This is a genomic window from Mesorhizobium sp. EU05-FHT14A09 (genome assembly GCF_058790995.1).
The window spans coordinates 234,726-257,553 of sequence record NZ_JBYTDF010000002.1 but is presented as its reverse complement, the minus strand read 5'-3'; the positions used below and the strand labels follow the sequence as shown (position 1 = coordinate 257,553).

General features: G+C 60.8%; 25 protein-coding genes. 20 read left to right on the top strand and 5 right to left on the bottom strand.

Annotation, left to right across the window (positions count from 1 at the left end):
• Window positions 1-2: 2 nt before the first annotated feature.
• The 3 genes from AC3WTO_RS08620 to AC3WTO_RS08610 all read left to right on the top strand — a co-directional run bounded on the left by AC3WTO_RS08620 (window position 3) and on the right by AC3WTO_RS08610 (window position 2,114).
• Window positions 3-881: a 23S rRNA (adenine(2030)-N(6))-methyltransferase RlmJ gene (locus tag AC3WTO_RS08620; RefSeq protein ID WP_492460292.1), complete on the top strand. Its 879-nt coding sequence runs from the start codon at window positions 3-5 to the stop codon at window positions 879-881.
• 67 nt (window positions 882-948) lie between these two features.
• The gene (locus AC3WTO_RS08615) at window positions 949-1,386 is read left to right on the top strand and encodes a hypothetical protein (protein WP_492460291.1); all 438 of its coding nucleotides are present in this window, start codon (window positions 949-951) and stop codon (window positions 1,384-1,386) included.
• A 131-nt stretch (window positions 1,387-1,517) separates the two neighbouring features.
• On the top strand, window positions 1,518-2,114 hold the full coding sequence (locus tag AC3WTO_RS08610) for a glutathione S-transferase family protein (protein ID WP_492460290.1): 597 nt from the start codon (window positions 1,518-1,520) through the stop codon (window positions 2,112-2,114).
• A gap of 86 nt (window positions 2,115-2,200) precedes the next feature.
• Here the strand turns inward: AC3WTO_RS08610 and AC3WTO_RS08605 are convergent, their stop codons facing one another.
• Window positions 2,201-2,866, bottom strand: coding sequence for an outer membrane protein (locus AC3WTO_RS08605; RefSeq protein WP_492460289.1), 666 nt, complete (start codon window positions 2,864-2,866; stop codon window positions 2,201-2,203).
• A 393-nt stretch (window positions 2,867-3,259) separates the two neighbouring features.
• Here AC3WTO_RS08605 and AC3WTO_RS08600 point away from each other — a divergent pair, with 393 nt between their 5' ends.
• The 6 genes from AC3WTO_RS08600 (at window position 3,260) to AC3WTO_RS08575 (ending at window position 8,075) form a co-directional block, all read left to right on the top strand.
• The gene (locus AC3WTO_RS08600; protein WP_492460288.1) at window positions 3,260-4,027 is read left to right on the top strand and encodes an SDR family oxidoreductase; all 768 of its coding nucleotides are present in this window, start codon (window positions 3,260-3,262) and stop codon (window positions 4,025-4,027) included.
• Window positions 4,024-6,072, top strand: coding sequence for an excinuclease ABC subunit UvrC (gene uvrC / locus AC3WTO_RS08595; RefSeq protein ID WP_492460837.1), 2,049 nt, complete (start codon window positions 4,024-4,026; stop codon window positions 6,070-6,072). The genes AC3WTO_RS08600 and uvrC overlap by 4 nt, the downstream gene beginning before the upstream one ends.
• A 115-nt stretch (window positions 6,073-6,187) precedes the next feature.
• Complete coding sequence (gene pgsA / locus AC3WTO_RS08590; protein WP_492460287.1) at window positions 6,188-6,775, top strand: CDP-diacylglycerol--glycerol-3-phosphate 3-phosphatidyltransferase; 588 nt, start codon at window positions 6,188-6,190, stop codon at window positions 6,773-6,775.
• A gap of 4 nt (window positions 6,776-6,779) precedes the next feature.
• Complete coding sequence (gene moaD / locus AC3WTO_RS08585; RefSeq protein WP_492460286.1) at window positions 6,780-7,037, top strand: molybdopterin converting factor subunit 1; 258 nt, start codon at window positions 6,780-6,782, stop codon at window positions 7,035-7,037.
• Between the two features lie 4 nt (window positions 7,038-7,041).
• Entirely contained in the window at window positions 7,042-7,509 is a 468-nt protein-coding gene (locus AC3WTO_RS08580; RefSeq protein WP_492460285.1) for a molybdenum cofactor biosynthesis protein MoaE, read from the top strand.
• 125 nt (window positions 7,510-7,634) lie between these two features.
• On the top strand, window positions 7,635-8,075 hold the full coding sequence (locus AC3WTO_RS08575) for a YbaY family lipoprotein (RefSeq protein ID WP_492460284.1): 441 nt from the start codon (window positions 7,635-7,637) through the stop codon (window positions 8,073-8,075).
• Between the two features lie 100 nt (window positions 8,076-8,175).
• Here AC3WTO_RS08575 and ndk read toward each other — a convergent pair whose 3' ends face one another.
• On the bottom strand, window positions 8,176-8,598 hold the full coding sequence (gene ndk, locus AC3WTO_RS08570) for a nucleoside-diphosphate kinase (protein WP_326892265.1): 423 nt from the start codon (window positions 8,596-8,598) through the stop codon (window positions 8,176-8,178).
• 689 nt (window positions 8,599-9,287) lie between these two features.
• Between ndk and AC3WTO_RS08565 the strand changes: the two genes are divergently transcribed.
• The 4 genes from AC3WTO_RS08565 (at window position 9,288) to AC3WTO_RS08550 (ending at window position 14,236) form a co-directional block, all read left to right on the top strand.
• Window positions 9,288-9,797: a DinB family protein gene (locus AC3WTO_RS08565; protein ID WP_492460283.1), complete on the top strand. Its 510-nt coding sequence runs from the start codon at window positions 9,288-9,290 to the stop codon at window positions 9,795-9,797.
• A gap of 192 nt (window positions 9,798-9,989) precedes the next feature.
• Entirely contained in the window at window positions 9,990-10,778 is a 789-nt protein-coding gene (locus AC3WTO_RS08560; protein ID WP_492460282.1) for a hypothetical protein, read from the top strand.
• Between the two features lie 212 nt (window positions 10,779-10,990).
• Window positions 10,991-12,265, top strand: a complete 1,275-nt coding sequence (locus AC3WTO_RS08555; protein ID WP_492460280.1) for an MFS transporter — start codon at window positions 10,991-10,993, stop codon at window positions 12,263-12,265.
• A gap of 93 nt (window positions 12,266-12,358) precedes the next feature.
• Window positions 12,359-14,236, top strand: coding sequence for an ABC-F family ATP-binding cassette domain-containing protein (locus AC3WTO_RS08550; RefSeq protein WP_492460279.1), 1,878 nt, complete (start codon window positions 12,359-12,361; stop codon window positions 14,234-14,236).
• A gap of 55 nt (window positions 14,237-14,291) precedes the next feature.
• Here the strand turns inward: AC3WTO_RS08550 and AC3WTO_RS08545 are convergent, their stop codons facing one another.
• Both AC3WTO_RS08545 and AC3WTO_RS08540 read right to left on the bottom strand, forming a co-directional pair.
• On the bottom strand, window positions 14,292-14,756 hold the full coding sequence (locus AC3WTO_RS08545) for an SRPBCC family protein (protein ID WP_492460278.1): 465 nt from the start codon (window positions 14,754-14,756) through the stop codon (window positions 14,292-14,294).
• The gene (locus tag AC3WTO_RS08540) at window positions 14,753-15,082 is read right to left on the bottom strand and encodes an ArsR/SmtB family transcription factor (protein WP_492460277.1); all 330 of its coding nucleotides are present in this window, start codon (window positions 15,080-15,082) and stop codon (window positions 14,753-14,755) included. The genes AC3WTO_RS08545 and AC3WTO_RS08540 overlap by 4 nt, the downstream gene beginning before the upstream one ends.
• Window positions 15,083-15,254: 172 nt before the next feature.
• Between AC3WTO_RS08540 and AC3WTO_RS08535 the strand changes: the two genes are divergently transcribed.
• Together AC3WTO_RS08535 and AC3WTO_RS08530 are read left to right on the top strand one after the other, a co-directional pair.
• Complete coding sequence (locus AC3WTO_RS08535; RefSeq protein WP_492460276.1) at window positions 15,255-17,363, top strand: molybdopterin-containing oxidoreductase family protein; 2,109 nt, start codon at window positions 15,255-15,257, stop codon at window positions 17,361-17,363.
• 170 nt (window positions 17,364-17,533) lie between these two features.
• The gene (locus AC3WTO_RS08530) at window positions 17,534-18,325 is read left to right on the top strand and encodes an SDR family NAD(P)-dependent oxidoreductase (RefSeq protein WP_492460275.1); all 792 of its coding nucleotides are present in this window, start codon (window positions 17,534-17,536) and stop codon (window positions 18,323-18,325) included.
• A 12-nt stretch (window positions 18,326-18,337) separates the two neighbouring features.
• Here AC3WTO_RS08530 and AC3WTO_RS08525 read toward each other — a convergent pair whose 3' ends face one another.
• The gene (locus AC3WTO_RS08525) at window positions 18,338-19,255 is read right to left on the bottom strand and encodes a LysR family transcriptional regulator (protein ID WP_492460274.1); all 918 of its coding nucleotides are present in this window, start codon (window positions 19,253-19,255) and stop codon (window positions 18,338-18,340) included.
• On the opposite strand from AC3WTO_RS08525, the gene AC3WTO_RS08520 reads away from it, so the two are divergent.
• From AC3WTO_RS08520 to AC3WTO_RS08500, 5 genes are all read left to right on the top strand, one after another.
• Window positions 19,254-19,490 carry a hypothetical protein gene (locus tag AC3WTO_RS08520; RefSeq protein ID WP_492460273.1) on the top strand — a complete coding sequence of 79 codons (237 nt, stop codon included), beginning with the start codon at window positions 19,254-19,256 and terminating at the stop codon, window positions 19,488-19,490. The two genes, AC3WTO_RS08525 and AC3WTO_RS08520, sit on opposite strands and share 2 nt — an antisense overlap.
• 19 nt (window positions 19,491-19,509) lie before the next feature.
• Window positions 19,510-20,571: an alkene reductase gene (locus AC3WTO_RS08515; RefSeq protein WP_492460272.1), complete on the top strand. Its 1,062-nt coding sequence runs from the start codon at window positions 19,510-19,512 to the stop codon at window positions 20,569-20,571.
• A gap of 264 nt (window positions 20,572-20,835) precedes the next feature.
• A complete protein-coding gene (locus AC3WTO_RS08510) occupies window positions 20,836-21,417 on the top strand; it encodes a MarR family winged helix-turn-helix transcriptional regulator (protein WP_492460271.1) in 582 nt (193 codons plus the stop codon).
• 32 nt (window positions 21,418-21,449) lie between these two features.
• On the top strand, window positions 21,450-22,166 hold the full coding sequence (locus AC3WTO_RS08505) for a hypothetical protein (protein WP_492460270.1): 717 nt from the start codon (window positions 21,450-21,452) through the stop codon (window positions 22,164-22,166).
• 154 nt (window positions 22,167-22,320) lie between these two features.
• Window positions 22,321-22,827 (top strand): thioredoxin domain-containing protein, encoded by a 507-nt coding sequence (locus tag AC3WTO_RS08500; protein WP_492460269.1) that lies wholly within the window; start codon window positions 22,321-22,323, stop codon window positions 22,825-22,827.
• Window position 22,828: the final 1 nt, after the last annotated feature.

Below are 22,828 nucleotides of genomic sequence, written 5' to 3'. Positions count from 1 at the left end.
TCATGAACTATCGTCACGCCTATCATGCCGGGAATTTCGCCGATGTGGTCAAACACGTCGTGCTGGCGCGCCTGATCGAATATCTGAAAAAGAAGGACAAGCCGTTTCGCGTCATCGATACCCATGCCGGTATCGGCCTTTACGATCTTTCTTCGCACGAAGCTCAGAAGACGGGCGAGTGGCGCGATGGCATTGGCCGGCTAGCCCGGATCGACCCGGGTATAGAGGCGAGCATCTTGCTCGGGCCCTATCTCGAAGTCGTCAATGCCTGCAACACCGATGGCGGCATCCGCCATTATCCCGGATCGCCATGGCTTGCACGACGATTGCTGCGCAATCAGGATCGGTTGACGGCAATCGAGCTGCACCCTCAGGATGTATTGCGGCTGAAAGCCCAGTTCGAGGGTGATTTTCAGGCGCGGGTGATTGAGCTGGACGGCTGGCTGGCGCTTGGCGCGCAGCTGCCACCCAAGGAAAAACGCGGATTGGTGCTGGTAGACCCTCCTTTCGAACAGGAAGGCGAGTTTGACCGCCTCGCTGCGGGGGTTGAAAGGGCCTACAGGCGTTGGCCGGGCGGCATCTATGCGCTCTGGTACCCGATCAAGGATCGCCGCGGCGTCGCTGATTTCCGCAATCGGCTGATCGCTGCCGGAATGAACAAGGTGCTCGACATTGTCTTCGAAGTGCGACCGGATTCTCGCAGTGAACGACTGGATGGCACCGGCATGGTGGTGGTGAACCCGCCATTCACACTGGAACAGGAGCTGCGCGTGATCCTGCCTGCATTGCAGGCAGCGATGGCCGATCCGGTGGCCGCCGGCTGGCGCCTCGATTGGCTGGTACGCGAGGACGATCAGGCATCGGATTTGATCGGCGTCTGATACTTCCCAGCTTGACCGTGTGACAGCAAATCCGCACAGTGCCGCCGATCAGAAATGAGGCGCTGCCATGACACACTCGTTCAAATCCCTTCTCGCCGGGTTGATTGGCCTGGGCTCCGTCCTGACCGTTGCCCCGGTGGCTCAGGCGGCCGACCTGTCCAGCTATTCCGGTGATCCGGGCGTGTGTGGCGAAGCCTGGGTGCTCAACAAGATCAGCAGCCGCTTTGCCTACCAAGTCCGCCACGTGCCCAATCTGCCCGATGTGCAGATCACGGATTTTCGTCGCATCAATGAGCGCCGCTACCAGCCGGCCGAAGAAAACTGGCCGATCGGCCGCCGCTATTGTGACGCAAAGGTCATCCTCTCCGACGGACATGAGCGCACCGTCTGGTATCTCATCGAGGAAGGGCAGGGTTTCGCCGGCGTCGGTGACAATGTCGAATTCTGCGTTTCAGGCTTCGACCGCTGGTATGTCTATAACGGCGGCTGCCGCGTTCTGCGCTGACCATCCCTGGGCGCTTCTTTTACGGCGCCCGTCAGAGCACGCCATGCTTCGGCCGCTCGTCAGCGTGTCCGGCTGGTCGTGCTCCGGCTTGCCAGATGGCGGGCCGAAGCACGCTTTCCAATGAGGAGCTCATGCCCAGCCTGCTCTACGCAACCACCTCGCCCTACAGTTCCAAAGTCCGCATGGCGGCTGCCTATGCCGGCATCGCCTTGGATTTGAAACCCGTCAAGACGGAAGAGGACCCGGCGGACCTGATTGCCGCCAATCCTCTCGGCAAGATTCCCGTGCTGGTTCTGGAAACCGGTCAATCAATCTACGACAGCCGCGCGATCACCCAGTATCTCAATCGGCAGACCAAGAACGTGCTGTTTCCACGCAATCCCGAAAAGCGCACGGAAGCCGAGGCGCTGGAGGCTTTGGCAGACGGCATCTGCGATTCGGCATTGTCTATGGTCTATGAACGCAGGGTTAGGCCCGACGACAAGGTGTTTCAGCCCTGGCTGGACAGGCAATGGGCAAAGATCACCCGAGCGCTCGATAGCCTGAACGCCAATCCGCCCAAGCTGCCGAGCAAGATAACCGCCGGCCAGATCGCGCTGCGGGCCACACTTGGCTATCTGTCGCTCCGCTTTGCCGGCAAATGGGAGAAGGGGCGGGCTCGGCTGGTACGCTGGGCTGCCCGCTTCGACGAGAAGTTTCCGGAGCTGGCTGCTGGCATTCCGGCCTGATCTGAGAAGCTTGTCGGGTCACATCTCCCTTCAGATGCAGAAAAGCCGGGCTTGCGCCCGGCTTTCTGGTGCTGATCGAAGACCGATCAGAACTTCATACCGACACCGAACTGGATGCGGTTGTCGCTGTCCTTGACCTTGCCGATGCCGTTGTCGAAGGTCTTGGAACCGTAGTCGGTGTAGCGATATTCGACGCGGCCGAAGACGTTCTCGGTGAGCTTGATGTCGGTGCCGACACCCGCGGTCCAGCCGAACATGGTCTTGCGATCGCCGAGGCCGGTGGCTTCGTTCGTTACCTTCAGGCCTTCGCCCGCACCACCGGCCGTGCCGTAGAGCAGGATGTCGGGGCTGACAGAGTAGCCGAGGCGGGCGCGGATCGAACCCTCGAAGCCGGACTTCGACTTGTAGCCGTTCGACGAGCCCTTCGAGCCGTTGTAGCCGAGATCGCCCTCGACGCCGTAAACGAAGTTGTCCTGCTGCCAGTTGTAGCCGGCAAAGCCGCCGCCGATGAAGCCGTCGGTCTTGGCATTGGCGTTATGATCGTCAATCTTGGTTCGGCCCGAGAAGCCGTAGCCGAGATTGACACCGGCATAGGCGCCGGCCCAGGAAGCAACCGGCAGCTCCGCAATCGGAGCCGGAGCCGGCGGCTCTTCCGAAACGACGTCTGCAGCGAAAGCGGGAACAGTGCCGATCACGGCGAGAAGCCCGATCGCAGCAACCGAAGTCCGCGCAAATTTGTGGTTGATAGACATAGTTCTTACTCCATAAAGCCAAAGACGCTGGCTTGTTTGTTGCGAACCGGATCCGCTGGGGGAGGAAACGGATCACGTGTTCAACGGTTCCGGAATTTGGGCGGCAAATACGGCGGAAGCGAACCTGAACTTGGGTCTTTAGCTGGCGCGAATGAGGCTGAACGATGACGTTGCACTAGTGCAACAAAGGTGTCAGGAGCCTTTCGGCAGACCGGCTTTACCCGGCTTGGTACAAGGGTTTGCGGCCCCTATATTGGCCATCCGGTCTAATGGCCAAATGCGAGTCGAAGCCGTCCTTTCGAAGGATCGACACAATGTGGCCATAGGAACGAACGGTATTTTACCATTGAGCGGTCTCATTTGCTGGCTGCCCTGATCGCGGATGAAAGCCAGATGACGAACGAAACCATAGCGACGGCCCTGGTGACTGGAGGGGCGAAAAGGCTGGGCAGGGCCATCGTTCAAGACCTCGCCGCCAACGGGTTTGCCGTGGCTGTACATTGCAATCGTTCCCGCGAAGAGGCCGAATCCGTTGTCGGGGAGATTGTTGCTGCCGGCGGGCGCGCCGCGGTTGTCGCCGCAGACCTGACCGACATCGACAAGACGGCAGGATTGCTCGATGCCGCTGCAGATGCGCTCGGCCCGATCAGCCTCCTGATCAACAACGCTTCGCTGTTCGAGGAAGATTCGCTTGAGGATTTCGAGTGGTCCGGATGGGATCGCCATTTCGCGGTGCATGTGAAAGCGCCGGCGCTTCTGACACAACGTTTCGCCCGTGCCTTGCCCGAAGGCCAGGACGGCCTGGTCGTCAACATGATCGATCAACGGGTGTGGCGGCCGACGCCGCGTTATTTTTCCTATGCGTTGTCGAAATCGGCGTTATGGGCAGCCACGCAGACGATGGCGCAGGCGCTGGCGCCGCGTATTCGCGTCAATGCGATCGGGCCGGGACCTACCTTGAAGGGAGCGCGCCAGGAGGATGACGATTTCCAGAAACAACTCGATGGCGTGTTGCTGAAGCGCGGCGCCGGGCTTGGCGAATTCGGCGCGACAATACGATATCTGTGGAATGCGCGGTCGGTCACCGGCCAGATGATCGCGCTGGATGGCGGCCAGCATCTTGCATGGCAGACGCCGGATGTGACGGGCGTGGTGGAATGAGTTCCGGCAAGACGAAAAACGGACGCGCGGCGGGCGACGACCTGCCTGATGTCGATCTGGACGACGACGACAGCATAGAAGTGGAGGTGGGGGCTTCAGGCCCCGATGTCGCCTTCACGACGATCGACTGGACGCCGCATGCCGGCGATACCGAGGGCATGGTCGGAGCGGAGGTCATCCAGACGCTGGTCAAGCGCCTGCCGAATGCGCCCGGTGTCTATCGAATGATGAACGTTACCGGCGACGTGCTCTATGTCGGCAAGGCACGCAGCCTCAAGAAACGCGTCACGCAATACGCGCAGGGCCGTTTCCATACCAACCGCATCGGCCGCATGGTCCGTGAGACGGCGACGATGGAATTTGTCGTCACCCGCACAGAGATCGAAGCGCTGCTGCTGGAAGCGAATCTCATCAAGCGCTTGCGCCCGCGCTTTAACGTCCTGTTGCGTGACGACAAGTCGTTTCCCTATATCCTGCTGACCGGAGATCACCTGTCGCCCGGCATCTACAAGCATCGTGGCGCACGGTCGCGAAAGGGCGATTATTTTGGCCCCTTCGCTTCTGCACAAGCCGTGGGCCGCACTATCAATTCGCTGCAACGGGCCTTCCTGCTGCGGAGCTGCACCAATTCTTTTTATGAGAACAGGACCCGACCGTGCCTGCTCTACCAAATCAAACGTTGCGCCGGGCCGTGCACGGGCGAAATCTCGCATGACGACTACAAAGTGCTGGTCGACGAGGCGAAGGATTTTCTCTCGGGACGCAGCCAGAAGGTAAAGACCGAGATTTCCGCAGCCATGCAGGTCGCCGCTGAAAATCTCGATTTCGAACATGCGGCGATCTACCGGGATCGTTTGGCGGCGCTTGCTCATGTGCAGAGCCATCAAGGGATCAATCCGCAGTCTGTGGAAGAGGCCGACGTCTTCGCGATCCATCAGGAAGGCGGGCAGGTCTGCATCCAGGTGTTCTTCTTCCGCACGGGGCAGAACTGGGGCAATCGCGCCTATTTCCCCAAGGCCGATCCCGCCATGGAAGCCGCCGAGGTGCTGGGTTCATTTCTGGCTCAGTTCTATGACGACAAACCGACACCACGCACGGTGCTGCTTTCGCATCCCGTCGAGGAGCAGGAGTTGTTGGCCGAGGCACTGTCGACCCGCGCGGGCCGCAAGGTGTCGATTTCGGTTCCGCAGCGTGGCGAGAAGAAGGACCTGACCGACCACGCGCTGCAGAATGCGCGCGAAGCGCTCGGCCGCCGGCTGGCGGAGACCTCGACACAGGCGAGGTTGCTGGCAGGCTTTGCCGAAACGTTCGGTTTACCGAAGCCGCCGGTGCGCGTCGAAGTCTACGACAACTCGCACATCATGGGCACCAATGCCGTCGGCGCCATGGTGGTCGCCGGGCCGGAGGGGTTCGTCAAGAATCAGTACCGCAAGTTCAACATCCGCTCGACCGACATCACGCCCGGCGATGATTTCGGCATGATGCGAGAGGTCATGGAGCGTCGCTTCTCCCGGCTTATGAAGGAACATGGCGATGAGACGACCGCGGAGGAGACCAGCGAACCGGACGACCTGATCTCCAATGGCTTCCCCGCCTGGCCGGACGTCATCCTGATCGATGGCGGCCAGGGACAGATGTCAGCTGTGCGCAAGATCCTCGCGGACCTGGGTGTCCAGGACCGGGTGGTGGCCATCGGTATCGCCAAGGGCCAGGACCGCGAGGCAGGCCGTGAGCGGTTCTTCGTCGAGGGCAAGCCGTCCTTCACGCTGCCGGTGCGCGATCCGGTGCTGTATTTCATCCAGCGCCTGCGCGACGAGGCGCATCGTTTTGCGATCGGCTCGCACCGTGCCCGCCGCAAGAAGGAGATGGTGAAGAGCCCGCTGGACGAAATCGCCGGCATCGGACCGGGCCGCAAGCGTGCTCTGCTGCTGCACTTCGGTACCGCCAAGGCGGTCAGCCGCGCCGCCGTTGATGACCTCATGTCGGTCAATGGCATTTCGGAGCAGGTCGCGCGGCTTGTTTACAACCATTTTCATGAGAATTGACCATTTGTATGCCGTTTTGCGCTGGCTAGTCGATTTTCAATGGTTGACCCCTGATATCGGCTTCTGATTTGAGTACGAAGGCGAAAAGAAACGACCCGGAAGTTCTCAGGCACGCATGGCGAAACACGCATTCAACCTGCCGAACATGCTTACCTACGCACGCATCGTCGCTGTGCCGATGGTGGTCGTGTGCTTCTTTCTCGAAGGCCATCTGAAATCGAGCGATTTTGCGCGCTGGCTCGCTCTGGCGATCTTCCTGGCGGCGTCGATTACCGATTATTTTGACGGCTATCTGGCGCGTGCCTGGCAGCAGACGTCCAATATCGGCAGGATGCTCGATCCGATCGCCGACAAGCTTCTGGTTTCAACCTGCCTGCTGCTGCTCGCGGCTGACGAGGATGGTATTGCCGGTTGGTCGCTGTGGGCGGCCATCATCATCCTGTGCCGCGAGATCCTGGTCTCGGGGCTGCGGGAGTATCTAGCCGCACTCAAGGTTTCGGTCCCGGTTACGCAGCTCGCGAAGTGGAAGACGACGATCCAGATGGTGGCGATCGCTTTCCTGCTTGCAGGTCCGGCCGGCGACAAGATTTTCCCCTTCACCACCCAAACCGGACTGGTGCTGCTCTGGATAGCGGCGGTGGTCACGCTCTATACCGGTTATGACTACTTCCGTGCCGGCTTGAAGCATATCGTCGATGAATAGCGAGATGCCGATGAAGCTTATCTATTTCGCCTGGGTGCGTGAGCGGATCGGGAAAGCCGAAGAAGATGTCGACCTTCCACTGGAAGTGACCACAGTGGCTGAACTGCTCGCCTGGTTGAAATCGCGCGGCGAAGAATACGAAACCGCTCTCCAGCATCCGCGTGCGATCCGTGTCGCCATCAACCAGGAACACGTCGACCACGGCGAGAAAATAGCTGGCGCGCGCGAAATTGCCTTGTTTCCGCCGATGACGGGAGGCTGATGGCGTGTCCGGCGTCGTCAAGCCGAAAGTCCGCATCCAGGCGCAGGATTTCGACATCGCAGCCGAGGTCGCTGCGCTCAGCACCGGGCGAGCCGATATCGGTGCCGTGGTCACGTTTTCCGGGCTTTGCCGTGATGAAGGCGGTGTACTGGCAGCACTTGAGCTGGAACATTATCCAGGTATGGCCGAGGCTGAGATCAGCCGTATTGCCGCGGAAGCTGTCGGGCGCTGGCCGTTGCAGGCCGTCACTGTGATCCATCGCCACGGTCGCATTCGACCTGGCGAGAACATCGTACTGGTCGTGACCGCATCCGCGCATCGGCGCGCTGCCTTCGAGGCGGCCGATTTCCTGATGGACTACCTCAAATCCCGCGCGCCGTTCTGGAAGAAGGAGCATCGTGCCGACGGCACCGATGGCGGTTGGGTCGATGCCAAGGACAGCGACGAGCAGGCCGCCAAGCGCTGGCGCTGAGCTGCCGGCAGAGGACGCCTGCACTCGAAAATACCCCAGATCAGCCACGGATTGTTCGCAATCGAAGCGGATTTTTCATTGGCGCCGCGTCGTCCATCGTCGCGCGCCAATGGAGCAGCGTTATGTTGGACAGGATCGCGGAATTTCTGATCTTCGGCTTCGCGCCCCTGATGGTGGGGATTCTCGTCACGACCGACATGTCCGTGGCGGCAGAGCGGCGGCTTACAGGTGAAGTCACCTACCGCGAGCACACGGTCTTGCCCAAGAATGCTGTGCTTACGGTGCAGTTGCTCGACACTTCGCAGACCGACGCGCCGGCCAAGGTGATCTCCGAGCAGCGGATCGCGCCTGCCGGTCAGGTGCCGATGCGATTTATCCTGAAGTTCGACAGCCGGGATATCCGCCCCAAGACGACATACGCGGTGGATGCGAGCATCACGATCGATGGCCAAGCGCAGTTCCTGAGCAATGCCCGGCACTATATCGATCCGCTAGCCAGTGAACCGATAACGATGGTGCTGAAGCAGGTTCAGGACAAACAGGACGAAGCCGGCACGGCAGGTTGAGGCCGACGGAAGCTGCGTGAAGTGCATACGCAAAAAAGCCGGGCATTTACCCGGCTTTTCTACAAGTTTAAGTCCCCCGTGCTCGGGGAAGGATATGGGGTCAGCCGACGATCTCGGTGCCCGAGAACCAATAGGCGATTTCTTCGGCGGCGGTTTCCGGAGCATCCGAACCGTGCACCGAATTCTCGCCGATCGACAGGGCATGCACCTTGCGGATGGTGCCCTCGGCGGCGTTGGCCGGATTGGTGGCGCCCATCACTTCGCGGTTCTTGGCGATCGCATTCTCGCCTTCCAGAACCTGCACGATCGTCGGGCCCGACGACATGAATTCGGTCAGTTCGCCAAAGAAGGGGCGGTCTTTGTGGACGGCATAGAAGCCCTGGGCTTCGCGCAGGCTCATCCAGACGCGTCTGGAGGCAACGACGCGCAGGCCGGCATCCTCGAGCATCTTGGTGATGGCGCCCGTGAGGTTGCGCTTGGTGGCATCCGGCTTGATCATCGAGAAGGTGCGTTCGATCGCCATGGGTCGTCCTTTGGTGGTGGGGATTGAGGTGTGGCGGGCTCTATACAAGCCGGCCGACGCATTGCCAAGAGGAGGCGACGGGTGGAGTGCAGGCCAGTTTCCCGGAAATGAAGGCGGCAGATGCTTGGGGTCCATCTTGCGCTTGAAAAAGCGCCCGGCACGCGCTTGACCATGGGGCCGCTGGTCTCGCCATAGACGGCGGCGTCTTTCCGCATCGACGGTCGCAAAGTCGAACAGCATCGGCGAACGGGCACGGTTCTCGTATTCGGTGTGGGCATCGTCCTTTGCCGCCCAGAAAAGTCTTTCTTCTTCGGCATAGAACGCTTCCACGGCCGCGAAATCGCCGCGCCGCGCCGCTTTCCGCAATTCTGTGGCGCGGTTGAGGTGTTGCCAGCCAGGTTCGTCGAAAGAAAGCGGTGGTACGGGAATTTCGAACGTCTTTGGGTGGTTCGTGCAGCGATTCCGGTCCAGAAGACGAGGAATGGCGGCTGCCGGCATTGCTACAGGCCCATCGCGAAGTCACGGGTGCTCGAAAAGCTCGGCGACGGATACAGATCGCAGCCAATGAGCGGTCAGCAAAGACACCTTCATCGCGCAAGCCTCTTTCTCGCGGCTCATCCCTTCTGGTACGGAAGGCCAGTCTGCGCGAGCCATCGCGGGACGCTCTGCTCGTCGGGAACGAGGGTTGAATGAGACGACACTTCATGATGTTCGCGGCCTACAACCGATGGGCCAACAGTCGTCTCTATGATGCCGCGGATGCTTTGACCGACGAGGAGTTCACGCGCGATGCGGGGGCGTTCTTCGGATCAATGATGGGCACGCTCAACCACCTGCTCGTCACTGACCGCATCTGGATGAAGCGCTTTACAGGCCAGGGCGATGCACCAGCCCGGCTCGATGCAATCATCCAGCAAGCACTGCCGGCGCTCAGGATGGCACGCGAAGCCGAGGACAGGCGGATCGTCGAATGGGTCGAAGGTTTGAGCGACAAGGATGTCGCAGGACGATTTTCCTACCTGACCACCGATATGCGCACAATCTCGCAGCGGCTGGCTCCGGCGCTGGGGCATCTGTTCAACCATCAGACGCATCACCGAGGTCAGGCGCACATGATCCTCACAGTTCTCGGACAGCCGTCGGTGCCGATGGATCTCATACACTTCCAGCGGGCAGAAGAGGGCCGTACTTTCGCATAAGTTTCACATTGCCTATTTTGTTATATAATAAAATTAGACAGCAATTGACCAAAGGCAAAAAACACACCGAAAGCCATAAATATTAAAATACGGGAATGTCCTGACCGGTTTGGTATTCTCCAGATGTTTTGACTTCGCTGCGAGCTTTTTGGCTGTGCTGTCGAGGAAACGCAAAACCATTAGGAGGATGTAATGGCTTGTTTCGTAAAGAGTCTCGCCGGAACATTGGCGAGTGGTGCCGTCGTTGTTTGTTTGGCTTTGCCAGCAGGTGCCGATGGTCTTGGCGTGTCCGTAGGGGGCTCCGGAGGAATCAACGCCGGCGTCGGCGCCTCGATCGGTGGCTCCGGGGGCGTGAATGCCGGCCTGGGCGCCTCGATTGGCGGCTCCAACGGCGTTAACGCTGGCGCAGGCGCAAACGTCGGCGGTGCGAGCGGAGTCAGTGCCGGCCTGGGTGCCTCCGTTGGCGGCAGCAATGGTGTAACCGCAGGGGCCGGCGCCAATGTCGGCGGATCCAGCGGCGTTACAGCCGGGGGTGGTGCCACCATCGGCGGTGCCAGAGGCGTCACGGCTGGCGCCACCGCGTCCATCGGCGGTAGCGGCGGCGTGAACGCAGGGGTCGGCGCTTCCGTTGGCGGCTCGAATGGCGTTACCGCCGGTGTCGGTGCCTCTGTCGGCGGACGAAACGGTACCGGCGTCGGTGTTGGAGTGGGGATCGGCGGAAACACCGCGAGCAACCCATTAGGGCCTTCCAGCCCGCGAAACCCGATGAGCCCTGTGGCACCGAGTGGCTCGATTTTCGGGAGCACGACCAGTACCGGAAAACTGAACCCCAATAACCCGGCCGTGCCGAGGGCCATAGCGCAGCTCTCCGACACCAAGCTGATGAAACTGAAGCGCCGCTGCGCCGAAGTGGTGAGCAGTGGGGCCTATGACAGCGATCTGCAGGCATTGTGCGCGCTGCTTGCCAAGGTCAATCGTTGATCGTTGCATTCCTGGGACAGCGGCCCGCTTCGGCGGGCCGTTTTCCATGTATCGGTGATGTTCAGGAATGGCGCTGTTCAGCCGCGAGGATTGTGCATTGATTTTTCCCGGCTGGCCCACAGGTCTGCGCCGTGTTTTCTATTGCGCTGGGCCACCTCGGGTGCGAAGCCATGGGATGTCGGCCTGATCCGGCGCAAGCTCTCCGATCGTCCATGAACAGCTATTCCGAACAAACCGGGCGCATGATCGCCTTCCTGCTGATTGCAGGCTCCGGCGTTGTCGCTGTGGCCAAAGGCATGAGCCTGTCGTTTCTGGCGATCCGGCTGCAGCAGGACTTCGGGCTTGGGCCTGCGGGGATCGGTGCGTTGATCGGCATCGGGCCGCTTCTGGGCGCAATGGTCAGCCCGCTAGCCGGAGCGATTTCGGATCGGCTCGGTCGTCGCACCGTGCTGGCCGTTGCGATATCCTTTGCCGGTCTTGGCATGATTGGGCTGGGCCTTGCTCAGTCGGTGATGGCTTTCACACTCGCCCATATCGTAGCCTCCATCGCCGGAGCGGTTTATGAGCCTGCCGCAAGAGCGATGATGAGCGACGCGGCACCTGAAAGACTGCGGTTGAAGGTGTTTTCGTGGCGCTATCTCGCCATCAATGCCGGCTGGGCGGTTGGCCCCATGATCGGTCTGGCGTTCGGCGCAACCTCCGACATCCTGTTTGTCGTGGCCGGCCTGGTCCACTTCGCATTCGGAGCGATCATCTTTCTCTTCGTGCCGGAGATCGCGGTCAGTGCAGCGAATGCTGCCCAACAGCATGTTGGCGGCTGGCGGCGGCTTGTCGGCGCTTTCCGAGATCCCAGGCTGATGTTCTTCGCCGGCGGTGGCACATTGCTGGTTGCGGTCTACGGCCAATGGTCGGTGCCGCTTTCACAATACATCATCAAGGATTTCGCCAGGGGCGTGGAGATATTCGCCTTGCTGGTCAGCACCAATGCCGCGGCGGTGCTGGTCGCCAGCACGCCGGCACGCTGGGTGATCGAACGGACCGGCGCGCTGCCGGCACTCGTGCTCGGCTGCGTGCTCTTTCTCGCAGGCAATCTGGGGTTTGCGGTATCCTCCGGCGTGGAGATGCTGGTCGCGTCGATGATCGTCTTTACGATCGGGGAGGTTCTGGTCGTGCCGGCTGAGTACATGCTGGTCGACGGCATTTCGACCGCTGCCAACAGGGGCGCTTATTTCGGGGCGCATTCGCTGTCCACGATCGGCAATTTCTTCGGCCCGCTGCTGGCCGGGATAGCACTTGGGGCCTATGGCGGAACCGGCATGTTCCTGTTGTTTGCGGTGTTTTCAGCAGGCAGTGCGCTGCTCTTCACCGTCGGCCATTCGCTGCCGCCGCCACGTCGGCTCGGTGCGGATGTCGCCATGGAGGCTGTCGACACTGCATTGAGCGACCTGCTGCGGGCCGGCCGACTGACGCCCGCCAGGGCTGCATAGCGGCATCGTGCCGTTCCAGGCTGCTTTTCATGCCGAAACAGTCGGCTACGTCCTCTTGCCATTGTTGCCCATACGGGTCAAAACCGCGCCGCCATGCTTATCATCAACGACCTTTCCCTCCGCATTGCCGGACGCCTGCTTCTCGACCATGCCTCGCTAACGTTGCCCACCGGTACGAAGGCAGGCCTTGTCGGGCGTAACGGCACCGGCAAAACCACGTTGTTCAAAGCGATCACCGGCGATCTCGCTTCCGAGACCGGCTCGATCAGCATTCCAAAGAACACGCGCATCGGCCAGGTGGCGCAGGAAGCGCCCGGCACGGAGGATTCGCTACTGGAGATCGTGCTTGCAGCCGACAAGGAGCGTGCCGCACTGCTGGAGGAGGAAAAGACCGCGACCGATCCCAACCGGATCGCCGAGATCCACATCCGGCTGGCCGATATCGATGCGCACACTGCGGAGTCCCGCGCCGCCACCATTCTCGCCGGCCTCGGCTTCGACGAGGCCGCCCAGGCGCGCCCGGCGTCATCCTTTTCCGGCGGCTGGCGCATGCGTGTCGCACTCGCGGCGGTGCTGTTCTCAGAGCCGGATCTCCTGCTGCTCGACGAACCGACAAACTATCTCGATCTCGAAGGCACGCTTTGGCTCGAAAACTACGTGTCGAAGTATCCGCATACCGTGCTTCTGATTTCGCACGATCGCGATCTGCTCAACCGCGCCGTCAACTCGATCGTGCATCTCGACCAGCAGAAGCTGAGTTTCTGGCGCGGCGGCTACGATCAGTTCGAGCGGCTGCTTTCCGAACAGCAGGAACTGCAGGAAAAGGGGCGTATCAAGCAGGAAGCCCAGCGCAAGCACCTGCAATCCTTCGTCGATCGCTTCCGCGCCAAGGCTTCAAAGGCAAGGCAGGCGCAGTCGCGCATCAAGGCGCTGGAGCGCATGAAGCCGATTGCGGCGCTGGTCAACGATTCCGTAAAACCGTTTTCCTTTCCGGAACCGGTGAAGACTGTGGCTTCGCCGATCGTGGCGCTGTCGGGCGTCGAAGTCGGCTACACACCGGGCAAGCCCATACTGAAGAAGATGACCTTGCGCATCGATGCGGACGATCGCATCGCGCTTCTCGGGGCTAACGGCAACGGCAAATCGACCTTTGCGAAGCTGCTGGCCGGGCGGCTCAAGGCGGAAACCGGCACGATGACGATTGCGCCGGGCCTGAAAGTCGCGATCTTTGCCCAGCATCAGCTCGATGATCTGCGTCCCGATGAAAATGCTTACGAACATGTGCGCCGTCTCATGCTGGATGCACCCGAGGCGAAGGTGAGGGCACGTGTGGCGCAGTTCGGCCTGGCGACGGAGAAGATGAATACCGCCGCCAAGGACCTCTCAGGCGGCGAAAAAGCACGCCTGCTGATGGGATTGGCTGCCTTCGACGGTCCGAACCTGTTCATCCTCGACGAACCGACCAACCATCTCGATATCGATTCCAGAGAATCGCTGATTCATGCGCTCAATGATTTTCCCGGCGCGGTTATCCTGGTTTCGCATGACCGCCATTTGCTCGAGGCGACGGCCGATCGGCTGTGGCTGGTCAAGGATGGCGCGGTAAACCCGTATGACGGTGATCTCGACGACTACAAGACGCTGGTGACCGGGGTATCTGCCGATCGTCGCGAGAAGCGGGAGGCAGACAAGGCTTCCAAGGCGGATCGCCGCCGTGAGGCCGCCGCAAGACGTGCGGCGCTGGAGCCGCTTGCCAAGGAAATCCGCGCGACGGAAGGGCTGATGGATCGCCTGCGCAAGCGTATCGATGCGATCGAGGACGAACTTGCCAATCCGGCGCTTTACGAAAAGGATCCGATCAAGGCGACACGCTTCGCCAAGGAACGCTCTGAGCTGGCAGCTCAGCTCAATGCCCACGAAGAGCGTTGGCTGACGATGTCGACCGAGTATGAGGAAGGCATCGCGGAGTAGGGCGAGGCTGCCCCTATATTTCTGCGGGGCAGCCGGCATTGCGCCATCTTTTGGATCATTGAGTTGTGCCGGTGGCCTCGCGAAGTCGCGGCAGCACGATCTTCCAGCCTTCGCTCATGTTCTTCATGGTCAGTTCGTTGCGCGGCAGTTCGAAGCCAGAATGGACAAGCCGCACGCGCGTCCCGTTTTCAGTCTTTTCCAGGTCGAAAGACAGCACTGTGTCGAGACGGGAGCCATAACCGACATTGCCATCGTCGCCGCCTTTCCAGGCGTAGGAGAGGCGTTCGTTGGGCCTGACCTCCAGAACCTGGCAGTGGATGGTGCCGTCCCAGGCGCCAGCCGGGGTGGTCCGGAAGGTAAAGTGCGTGCCTTCCACTGCCGCGAAGCCTTTTGGCTCCATCAGCCAGCGCGCCATCAGAGACCCATTCGTCAGGGTTTTCCAGATGGTTGCGGGATCGTGCGGAAAAACTTCGTCGACGACGATTTGCTGTGTGGCGGGCTTCAATGCCAGGTCGTTCATGGGTCGATTTCCTTGAGAAGAGTACGAAGGTCGGTGAACCGCTCGCGCCAGAAGGTGCCGTAGTGGTTCATCCAGTCGGCCAGTGGCGCCAGGCCCTGCGGTTCGGCGCGGTAGAATACGTTGCGGCCCTCGGGACGCTCGGCGACCAGGCCTGCCTGCCTGAGCGCCTTGAGATGCTGGGAGATCGCTCCCTGGGTCACATTGCTGCTGCGTGTCAGCTCCGCCACCGTGACCTCGTCGGAGCGAGAGACGTGTTCGAAAACGGCGCGGCGCGTGGGGTCGGCGAGGGCCCGCATGACGGTGGTGATCTGTGTGGCTTCAATCATGAGAACAAATTAGTGTATACTAATCAATTAGTCAATACTAATTGGTTTGTGTCTACTCGACGACATATGGAGAAATGCGTTTCTGTCCGCATCCGTTGCGCGGTCACGCTTGCCTCTCTTCCGCGACCAACTGGCCCTACACTCAGAGCCGGCGAACAGGTAAAAGAACGTCATGAACACCCATGCCAAGATCCGTATCGGCCACTCGGCCTGTCCGCATGATTGCCCATCGACCTGCGCCCTCGATGTCGAGCTGCTGGCGCCGGATCGCATCGGGCGCATCCACGGCGCCAAGGCAAACAGCTACACGGCTGGTGTCATCTGCGCCAAGGTTGCGCGCTACGCCGACCGCGTGCATCACCCCGACCGATTGCTGAAGCCATTGGTGCGGGCTGGGGCAAAGAGCGAAGGCGTGTGGAAGGAAGCGAGCTGGGAGGCGGCACTTGACCTCGTCGCCGAGAAATTCAGCGCGTTGGAAGAAAGATACGGCTCGGAGACGGTCTGGCCCTACTTCTATGCCGGCACGATGGGGCTGGTGCAGCGTGACGGCATCGAGCGGCTGCGGCACGCCAAGAAATATTCAGGCTTTTTCGGATCGATCTGCACCAATCTGGCCTGGACCGGCTACGTGATGGGCACCGGTGCCCTGCGCGGATCGGATCCGCGCGAGATGGGACGGTCCGATTGCGTCGTGATCTGGGGCACCAATGCAGTGGTCACCCAGGTCAATGTGATGACCCACGCCATCAAGGCGCGCAAGGAGCGCGGTGCCAAGATCGTCGTCATCGACATCTATGAGAACGCCACGATGAAACAGGCCGATATCGGCCTGGTGGTGAAGCCCGGCACGGATGGCGCGCTGGCCTGTGCGGTCATGCATGTTCTTTTCCGCGAGAACATGGCCGACCGCGCCTATCTCGAAAAATACACCGACGACCCGAAGGGACTGGAAGCGCACCTCACCGACAAGACACCGGCATGGGCGGCTGCGATCACGGGGCTGACTGTTGCCGAGATCGAGGCCTTCGCGCGGCTGGTCGGAACCACGAAGCGCACCTTCTTTCGGCTGGGATACGGTTTCGCACGCCAGCGCAACGGCGCGGCCAATATGCATGCAGCCCTTTCCATCGCTGCGGTGACAGGCTGCTGGCAATATGAAGGTGGCGGTGCTTTCCATTCCAATTCGGGCATTTCCGGCTTCAAGTTCAACAAGGATCTGCTTGAGGGGGATCGCTACCGCGATCCCAAGGTGCGCTATCTCGACCATTCGCGGATCGGTCCGGTGCTGACCCATGCGCAGGACGCCCTTTACGGCGGCCCGCCGGTGACGGCGCTGCTGATCCAGAACACCAATCCGATGAACGTTGCGCCCGAGCAGCGCCTGGTGAAAGAAGGTTTCCTGCGTGAGGATCTGTTCACCTGCGTGCACGAGCAGTTCATGACCGATACGGCTAAGGTGGCCGACGTCGTTTTGCCGGCTACGATGTTCCTCGAGCATGACGACATCTACAAGGGCGGCGGCAACCAGCACATCACGCTCGGTCCGAAACTGATAGACCCGCCTGCCGGTCCGCGTACCAACCACTATGTCATCGAAGAACTGGCCAGGCGCCTGGGTGTTTCGCACATGCCGGGGTTCGGCATGACAGAAAAAGAGCACATCAACGCGCTGCTGAAGAATCGCGATCTCGATTTCGACACGCTGCGCGAGCAGCGCTGGGCTGACATGCAGCCGGATTTCGAGACTGCGCATTTTATCAAAGGCTTCGGTCATCCGGACGGCAAGTTCCGCTTCAAGCCGCAATGGAATGGCGGCTACGCACCGAATAAGCCGCCGAGGAGCATGGGCATCTTCGGCCCTGTCGATCAGCTTCCGGAGTTTCCGGATCACGTCGACCTCATCGAAGTGGCGGATGCCGAACATCCATTCCGGCTGGCGACGTCACCCGCGCGCAACTTCCTGAATTCGTCCTTTGCCGAGACGCCGGTGTCTCAGGCCAAGGAAGTGCGACCGGAACTGCTTATCCATCCCGAGGATGCGGAAGCACTCGGTCTGGCGGATGGGGCCCGCGTCGAGGTCGGCAATCCGCGTGGTGAGGTCGTGCTGCACGCCAAGCTGTTTGCGGGCCTCAAGCGCGGCGTGGTGATCGCCGAAGGCATCTGGCCTAATTCCGCACACGAACGCGGCGAGGGCATCAATGTGCTGACCGGTTCGGATGCGCCTGCGCCCTATGGCGGGGCTGCGGTGCACGACAACAAAGTCTGGGTGAGGGCGGCCTGAAGGCGCGCTGGGGCGGCTGTATGACGGCGCGCCCTGCACCTCGTCCCGAAATCGAAACGTCACGGCCCATTGCGCCTCTCTAATCCAGGCTGCTGGTCCGCCGTAATCTTCTGCGACGACAACAGCACCGCCCGCCTTGGTGGACGGCTGCACGGCAGAAGGTGTACGGCATGGTACTCGATCGTTTCAGGCTGGATGGGCGCACGGCGGTGGTAACCGGTGGTGCGGCAGGGCTTGGCCAGGCTTTTGCGCTGGCGTTGGCTGAAGCCGGCGCAAAGATCGCGGTCGTCGACCGCGATCCCGCAACCGAAACCATGCAGGCGCTCGGCGAAAGAGGATTTTCTGTTTCGGCCGATCTGGCCCGAGAAGAACAGGTCGCAGTAGCGGCCGGCAGGATTCTCGACTGGAGCGGTGGAAAACTCGATATCCTCGTCAACAATGCCGGCATAGCGACACCGCCCGCGCGCTTGCTCGATGTCAGCGTCGACGCGTGGGACCGCGCCATCACCATCAATCTGCGCGGCATGTTCCTGATGACCAAAGCGCTGTTGCCGGAACTGATCGGCAGCGGCCGCGGTTCGATCATCAATCTCAGCTCTTATCTCGCCCTTGTCGGGGTCTATCCGGATTTTCCGGTGACGGCCATTCCATATGCCACCAGCAAGGCCGGCGTTATCGGCTTCACCCGCCAGCTCGCCATCGAGTACGCCAGGGAAAACATACGCGCCAACGCGATTGCACCTGGCTGGCACCTCGGTACGAAACTTGGCCGCGAAGCCGAAGGCAAGATCAGCACCGAGGCATATCGGCGTTTCGCCGATTTCATGGAGAGCTCAGTGCCGATGGGACACACTGGCCGGCCGGACAACCTTGTCGGACTGCTCCTCTATCTGGCGAGCGACGCCTCTTCCTACCTCACGGGTCAGATCATCGCTCATGACGGCGGCATCACCGCAGCCTGAACCGGCTGGGGGCTATCGCGTGAATGGTCGTTCGGCGAGATAGCCGGGAAATGTCGTGTCTGCCCTGAGCGCCGGATCATAGGCGGCGATCAACATCGCCACGAAGGCCTTCACCTTCGGACTGGTCAGATGCCGCGACGTATGGAGGGCCCAGGCATCTATCCGCCGTTCAGGTACCGTTCCCCAATTGGCAAGCGTGCCGGTCCTGAAGTCGGGTTCCGCCAGCCAGCGTGGCATGACAGCCACGCCGGCGCCGGCCAGCACGGCATTGTAGACAAGAAGCATCGACGAACAGCGCAATACGGTTCGCGGTCGCAAGATCCTCGTCTCGCCATTGTGGTTGATTGTCCATTCGGTCGTGTCGCGTGCAGCGGTGATCGTCACCGCCGGTACGCTTGAGCCATCCCCTTCGGGAACACGCAGTTGTGGTGGTGCGGCGAAAACCAGATCGTCTCGCAGGAAGCACTGGCCGACCAGATCCGTGGTCGGTTCAGGATTCGCTCGGACGACAATATCGAATTCATCCGCGATCGGATCGACGAAGTGGTCGTCCACTGAAACTTCGACAAGAACGTCGGGATAGGTAGTGATGAACTTCGCGACGATCCTGCCGAATGCCGTATGCGCGAACAGGCCTGGAACGCTGACACGCAGCCTGCCTCGCGGGCGACCGGCATGCCCAGCGACTTCTTCGCCAGCTTCAGCGAGTTCGTCAATCAGATGTGCGGTGCGGTCGCGCAGCAATTGACCTTCTTCGGTGAGGCGCAAGGCGCGCGTGCCACGCTCGATAAGACGCACGCCGAGCTCCTCTTCCAGTTCGCTCAATCGTCGTGAAAGCGTGGTCTTCGGAATGCCGCTGGCGCGGCTGGCGGCGCTGAACCCTCCGTACAGCGCGACCGTGTTGAAGTCCGACAATTTGGAGATATCCATGATTTTCGTTCCGGAAATGGCACGATTGGTGCCGTTTCGACCCGCTAATGCTCCGATCATGCCGAAGCTATCTTCGCTGCATGCTGACTGGCAATGGCAGAAGATGAACATTCGACTGAAGAGTTTTCGCCAGACAGGGTCAAGGATCGTACCAAAATCGGTCCGTCAAAAGGTTTCATCTCTCTTCTGGCTGCGCGTTTGTGCGTTCGGTCAAAGCGGGATGCCCGGAGTTTGAGCGCAGAGGACGATACAAGATGAGCGATCTTTGGAAACCAATCTCGATTGGCGGCATGATGCTGCCGCATCGGCTGGCGATGGCGCCCATGACGCGCAGCCGCGCCAAGGCTGATGGTACGCCCGGTGATCTTGCCGCTGAATACTATGCCCAGCGTGCTTCGTTTGGCCTGATCGTGAGCGAAGGCACGCAGCCATCCGACGACGGGCAGGGTTATGTCACGACGCCAGGAATCTACACCGACGCGCATGTCGAGGGCTGGAAGAGGGTAACGGCTGCCGTCCATGATGCCGGAGCCAAGATGTTCATACAGCTGATGCATGTCGGCCGCATGTCGCATCCCGACAACACGCCGCATCATCGTCAGCCGATTGCGCCGTCTGCGGTCGCACCGGGTCTACAAATGTTCACTGTCGCCGGCATGCAGGATGCGCCGATCCCGCGCGCCATGACCGAGGACGACATCAAGAGAACGACGGATGAGTTTGTTTTCGCTGCCAGACGCGCGGTCGATGCCGGAGCGGATGGCGTCGAAATCCATGGGGCAAACGGTTACCTCATCCATCAGTTCTTTGCGCCGAACGCCAACCATCGCATCGATGCCTATGGCGGATCGATCGAAAACAGGGCCCGGTTCGGCGTAGAAGTGGCTGCTGCGGTTGCCGATGCAATCGGTCCGCAGCGTGTCGGGTTGCGGATCTCTCCCTCGGCGCCGATCGGTGGCCTGGTGGAGGGGGAGCAGGCAGCGGATCTTTATCGTCATGTCGCATCAGAACTCGACAGGCTGGGCCTTGCCTATCTGCATGTCCTGCATACTGGTGATGAAACACTTGCCGAGGATATCCGTGCGCGTTGGTCGCGCCCATTGTTGTTCCTGCGCTCAGGACGGACGCTGGAAAATCTCGAAGATGATCTGCGCACGGGACAGGCAGATGTCTTGCCGATCGGTCGTTGGGCGCTGGCAAACCCGGATTTCATCGAGCGCTACAAGAATGGTGCGGCGTTTAACGAGGCGGATCGGACCACCTTCTACGGTGGCGATGCGCACGGCTACACCGACTATCCGGTTCTAGGGCGGTGACAGTTCGAAATGCCGCATCAGTGCTCGGGCGCGCTATCAAAAGAGGTCGTGCGCACCGCCGCTGCACTTCCCACGGGCAGCATCTTGTTCGCCGTCCTTATTCCGAGGATGGCACTGAATGCCGGTGACGCAGCACCGCTGGTCGAGGCCGAGCAATTCCGTATTGCATATACATAGGAATCCTATATTTCTTGTTGGATGACAACGCAGCCGGATCCCCCCTCGCTTGAGGCCCGTATTGGAGAGGGCCTTTCGCGAGTCGCGATGGTTCAACGCATCGATGACTGGAACAGGGCCAAGGCAACCGGCCTCAATCCAACACAGCTCGCTATTCTCGGGTTGCTGGCAGGTAGGGGAGCGGATGGGCTGGCGGTAAAGGAAATCGCTGCCCATCTGGGGGTTTCCCAGCCAACGACTACCGATTCGCTCAATGCGCTGGAACGAAAGGGCTGTGTCGCGAAGCGCCCGGAGGCGGCCGACAAGCGTGCCGTGCGTGTGGTGCTGACGGCTGGCGGCCATGCCGCCATCGCGCAGGCGAGCCAGAAAGACAGCCTCACCGGACAGGCGCTGGTGGCTCTCGATGTCGGGGAGCGTGAAGATCTCTTGCTAATACTGATAAAGATGATCCGTCACCTTCAGGAGACGGATGCAATCCCCGTTCAGCGCATGTGTGTGTCCTGTCGCTATTTCGCGCCTTTCGTCCACGCCGATGCAGCACGCCCTCATCACTGCAAGTTCGTCGACGCAGCCTTCGGTCAGCACGAACTCCGGATCGATTGCCGCGATCACAGTGAAGCCGATCCCTCGTCCCGGGCTGCCACCTGGGACGCTTTTCAAACGGGATAGTTGACCCCTCCAGGCGAGAAGGAACCAGTATCATGTTTGTGAAATTCGCGACCGGTGCGTTCGTCACCGGAACGGCGTTGCTTTGGCTATCGGCGGCTTCCGCACATTCCATCGAGGCGAGGCCGGTTGACGCGGTAGTTGCCTCTTTCGACATCATCGAGACGTCGATCGTAACCAAGGGCGACAACGCTGTCTTCACCACACGCGTCCGTGGTGAAGCCGGCAAGGACAAGCCAGATGCAACCGGAAAGTTCGAAGGGTCCAGCGTCTATGCTTATGTCTGGCCCACCAGCCTGGACAGCGGTGCAATCGGTTTCGACAAGGGGCAGGGCATCGTTGCGCTCGCCGTAACCTTCCATCCCGATTTCGACGATGCCGCCAATGGCGGCAAGAACCGCCACGTCTGGCATCCACATTGGGTTGTGCTCGCAAAGGACAAGGCCTGCGGAGCTGGGCTCAAGGTTGTCGATATTCCCGAGGGCGCCAAGCCCAAGGTCCCGGCGACCTGGCCCGGCGTGCCGCTTCTGATCGACAGTCCGCACTATCCGACGACCTTCTCGGGCGAGACTGTTGCCGTTGAAATACCGCTGTCGCTGATCGGCGGCATTGCCGGTACGTCCTATGACGGCGTGACCGCCGGCCTCAAAGTCAACGGCAATCTGCACGCGCCGCTGCTCTGTGTCAGCGACGTCTTCAAGGTCGCCTCCGGCGATCTGAGCCTGCCCGGCAAGGTGCTGCCGGCTGAATGAGCTGCGCCGGTCCGGCGACTGCCATCGCCGAACCGGCAGTTCCTCCCCTCCAGGCAAATGAAAGGAAAGAACATGGCGAGGATTATGCCGCTCGACCCAATCAATGCAACGAAAACAGACATGCTGAGTTCGACCGTCCGTCATGGAGGCGACGATGGCCGCGCATGATGTGTCGCTCGCCCCGGAGCTTGCCGTCAGTCAGTGGTTCAACACACCGGTCCGGCTGTCGCTGGCTGGCCTACGCGGTCGTCCGATCTTCCTGCACAGCTTCCAGCTTCTGTGTCCGGGTTGCGTCGCTCAGGCGATCCCGCAGGTCCGCCGCATCGAAAAGATATTCGGCGATAGCGATCTGCAAATCATCGGGCTGCACACCGTCTTCGAACATCATGCGGCCATGACGCCGGTGACGTTGCAGGCATTCCTGCACGAATACCGTCTCAAGTCCCCCGTCGGCGTCGACCTTGCGGAGGAGGGGGTGGACATTCCCGTGACGATGCAGCGCTATGGTCTGCAAGGCACTCCGTCTTCCGTGCTGATCGGTCGCGACGGGGCGATGCTGCATCGGGTCTTTGGTGTCGAGGACGACATCGTCGTAGGCGCCCGCATCGCCATGGCGATTGCAGCCAAGCTTCCCGGATCGTCTTCCCAAGGCTCTGGTTGAG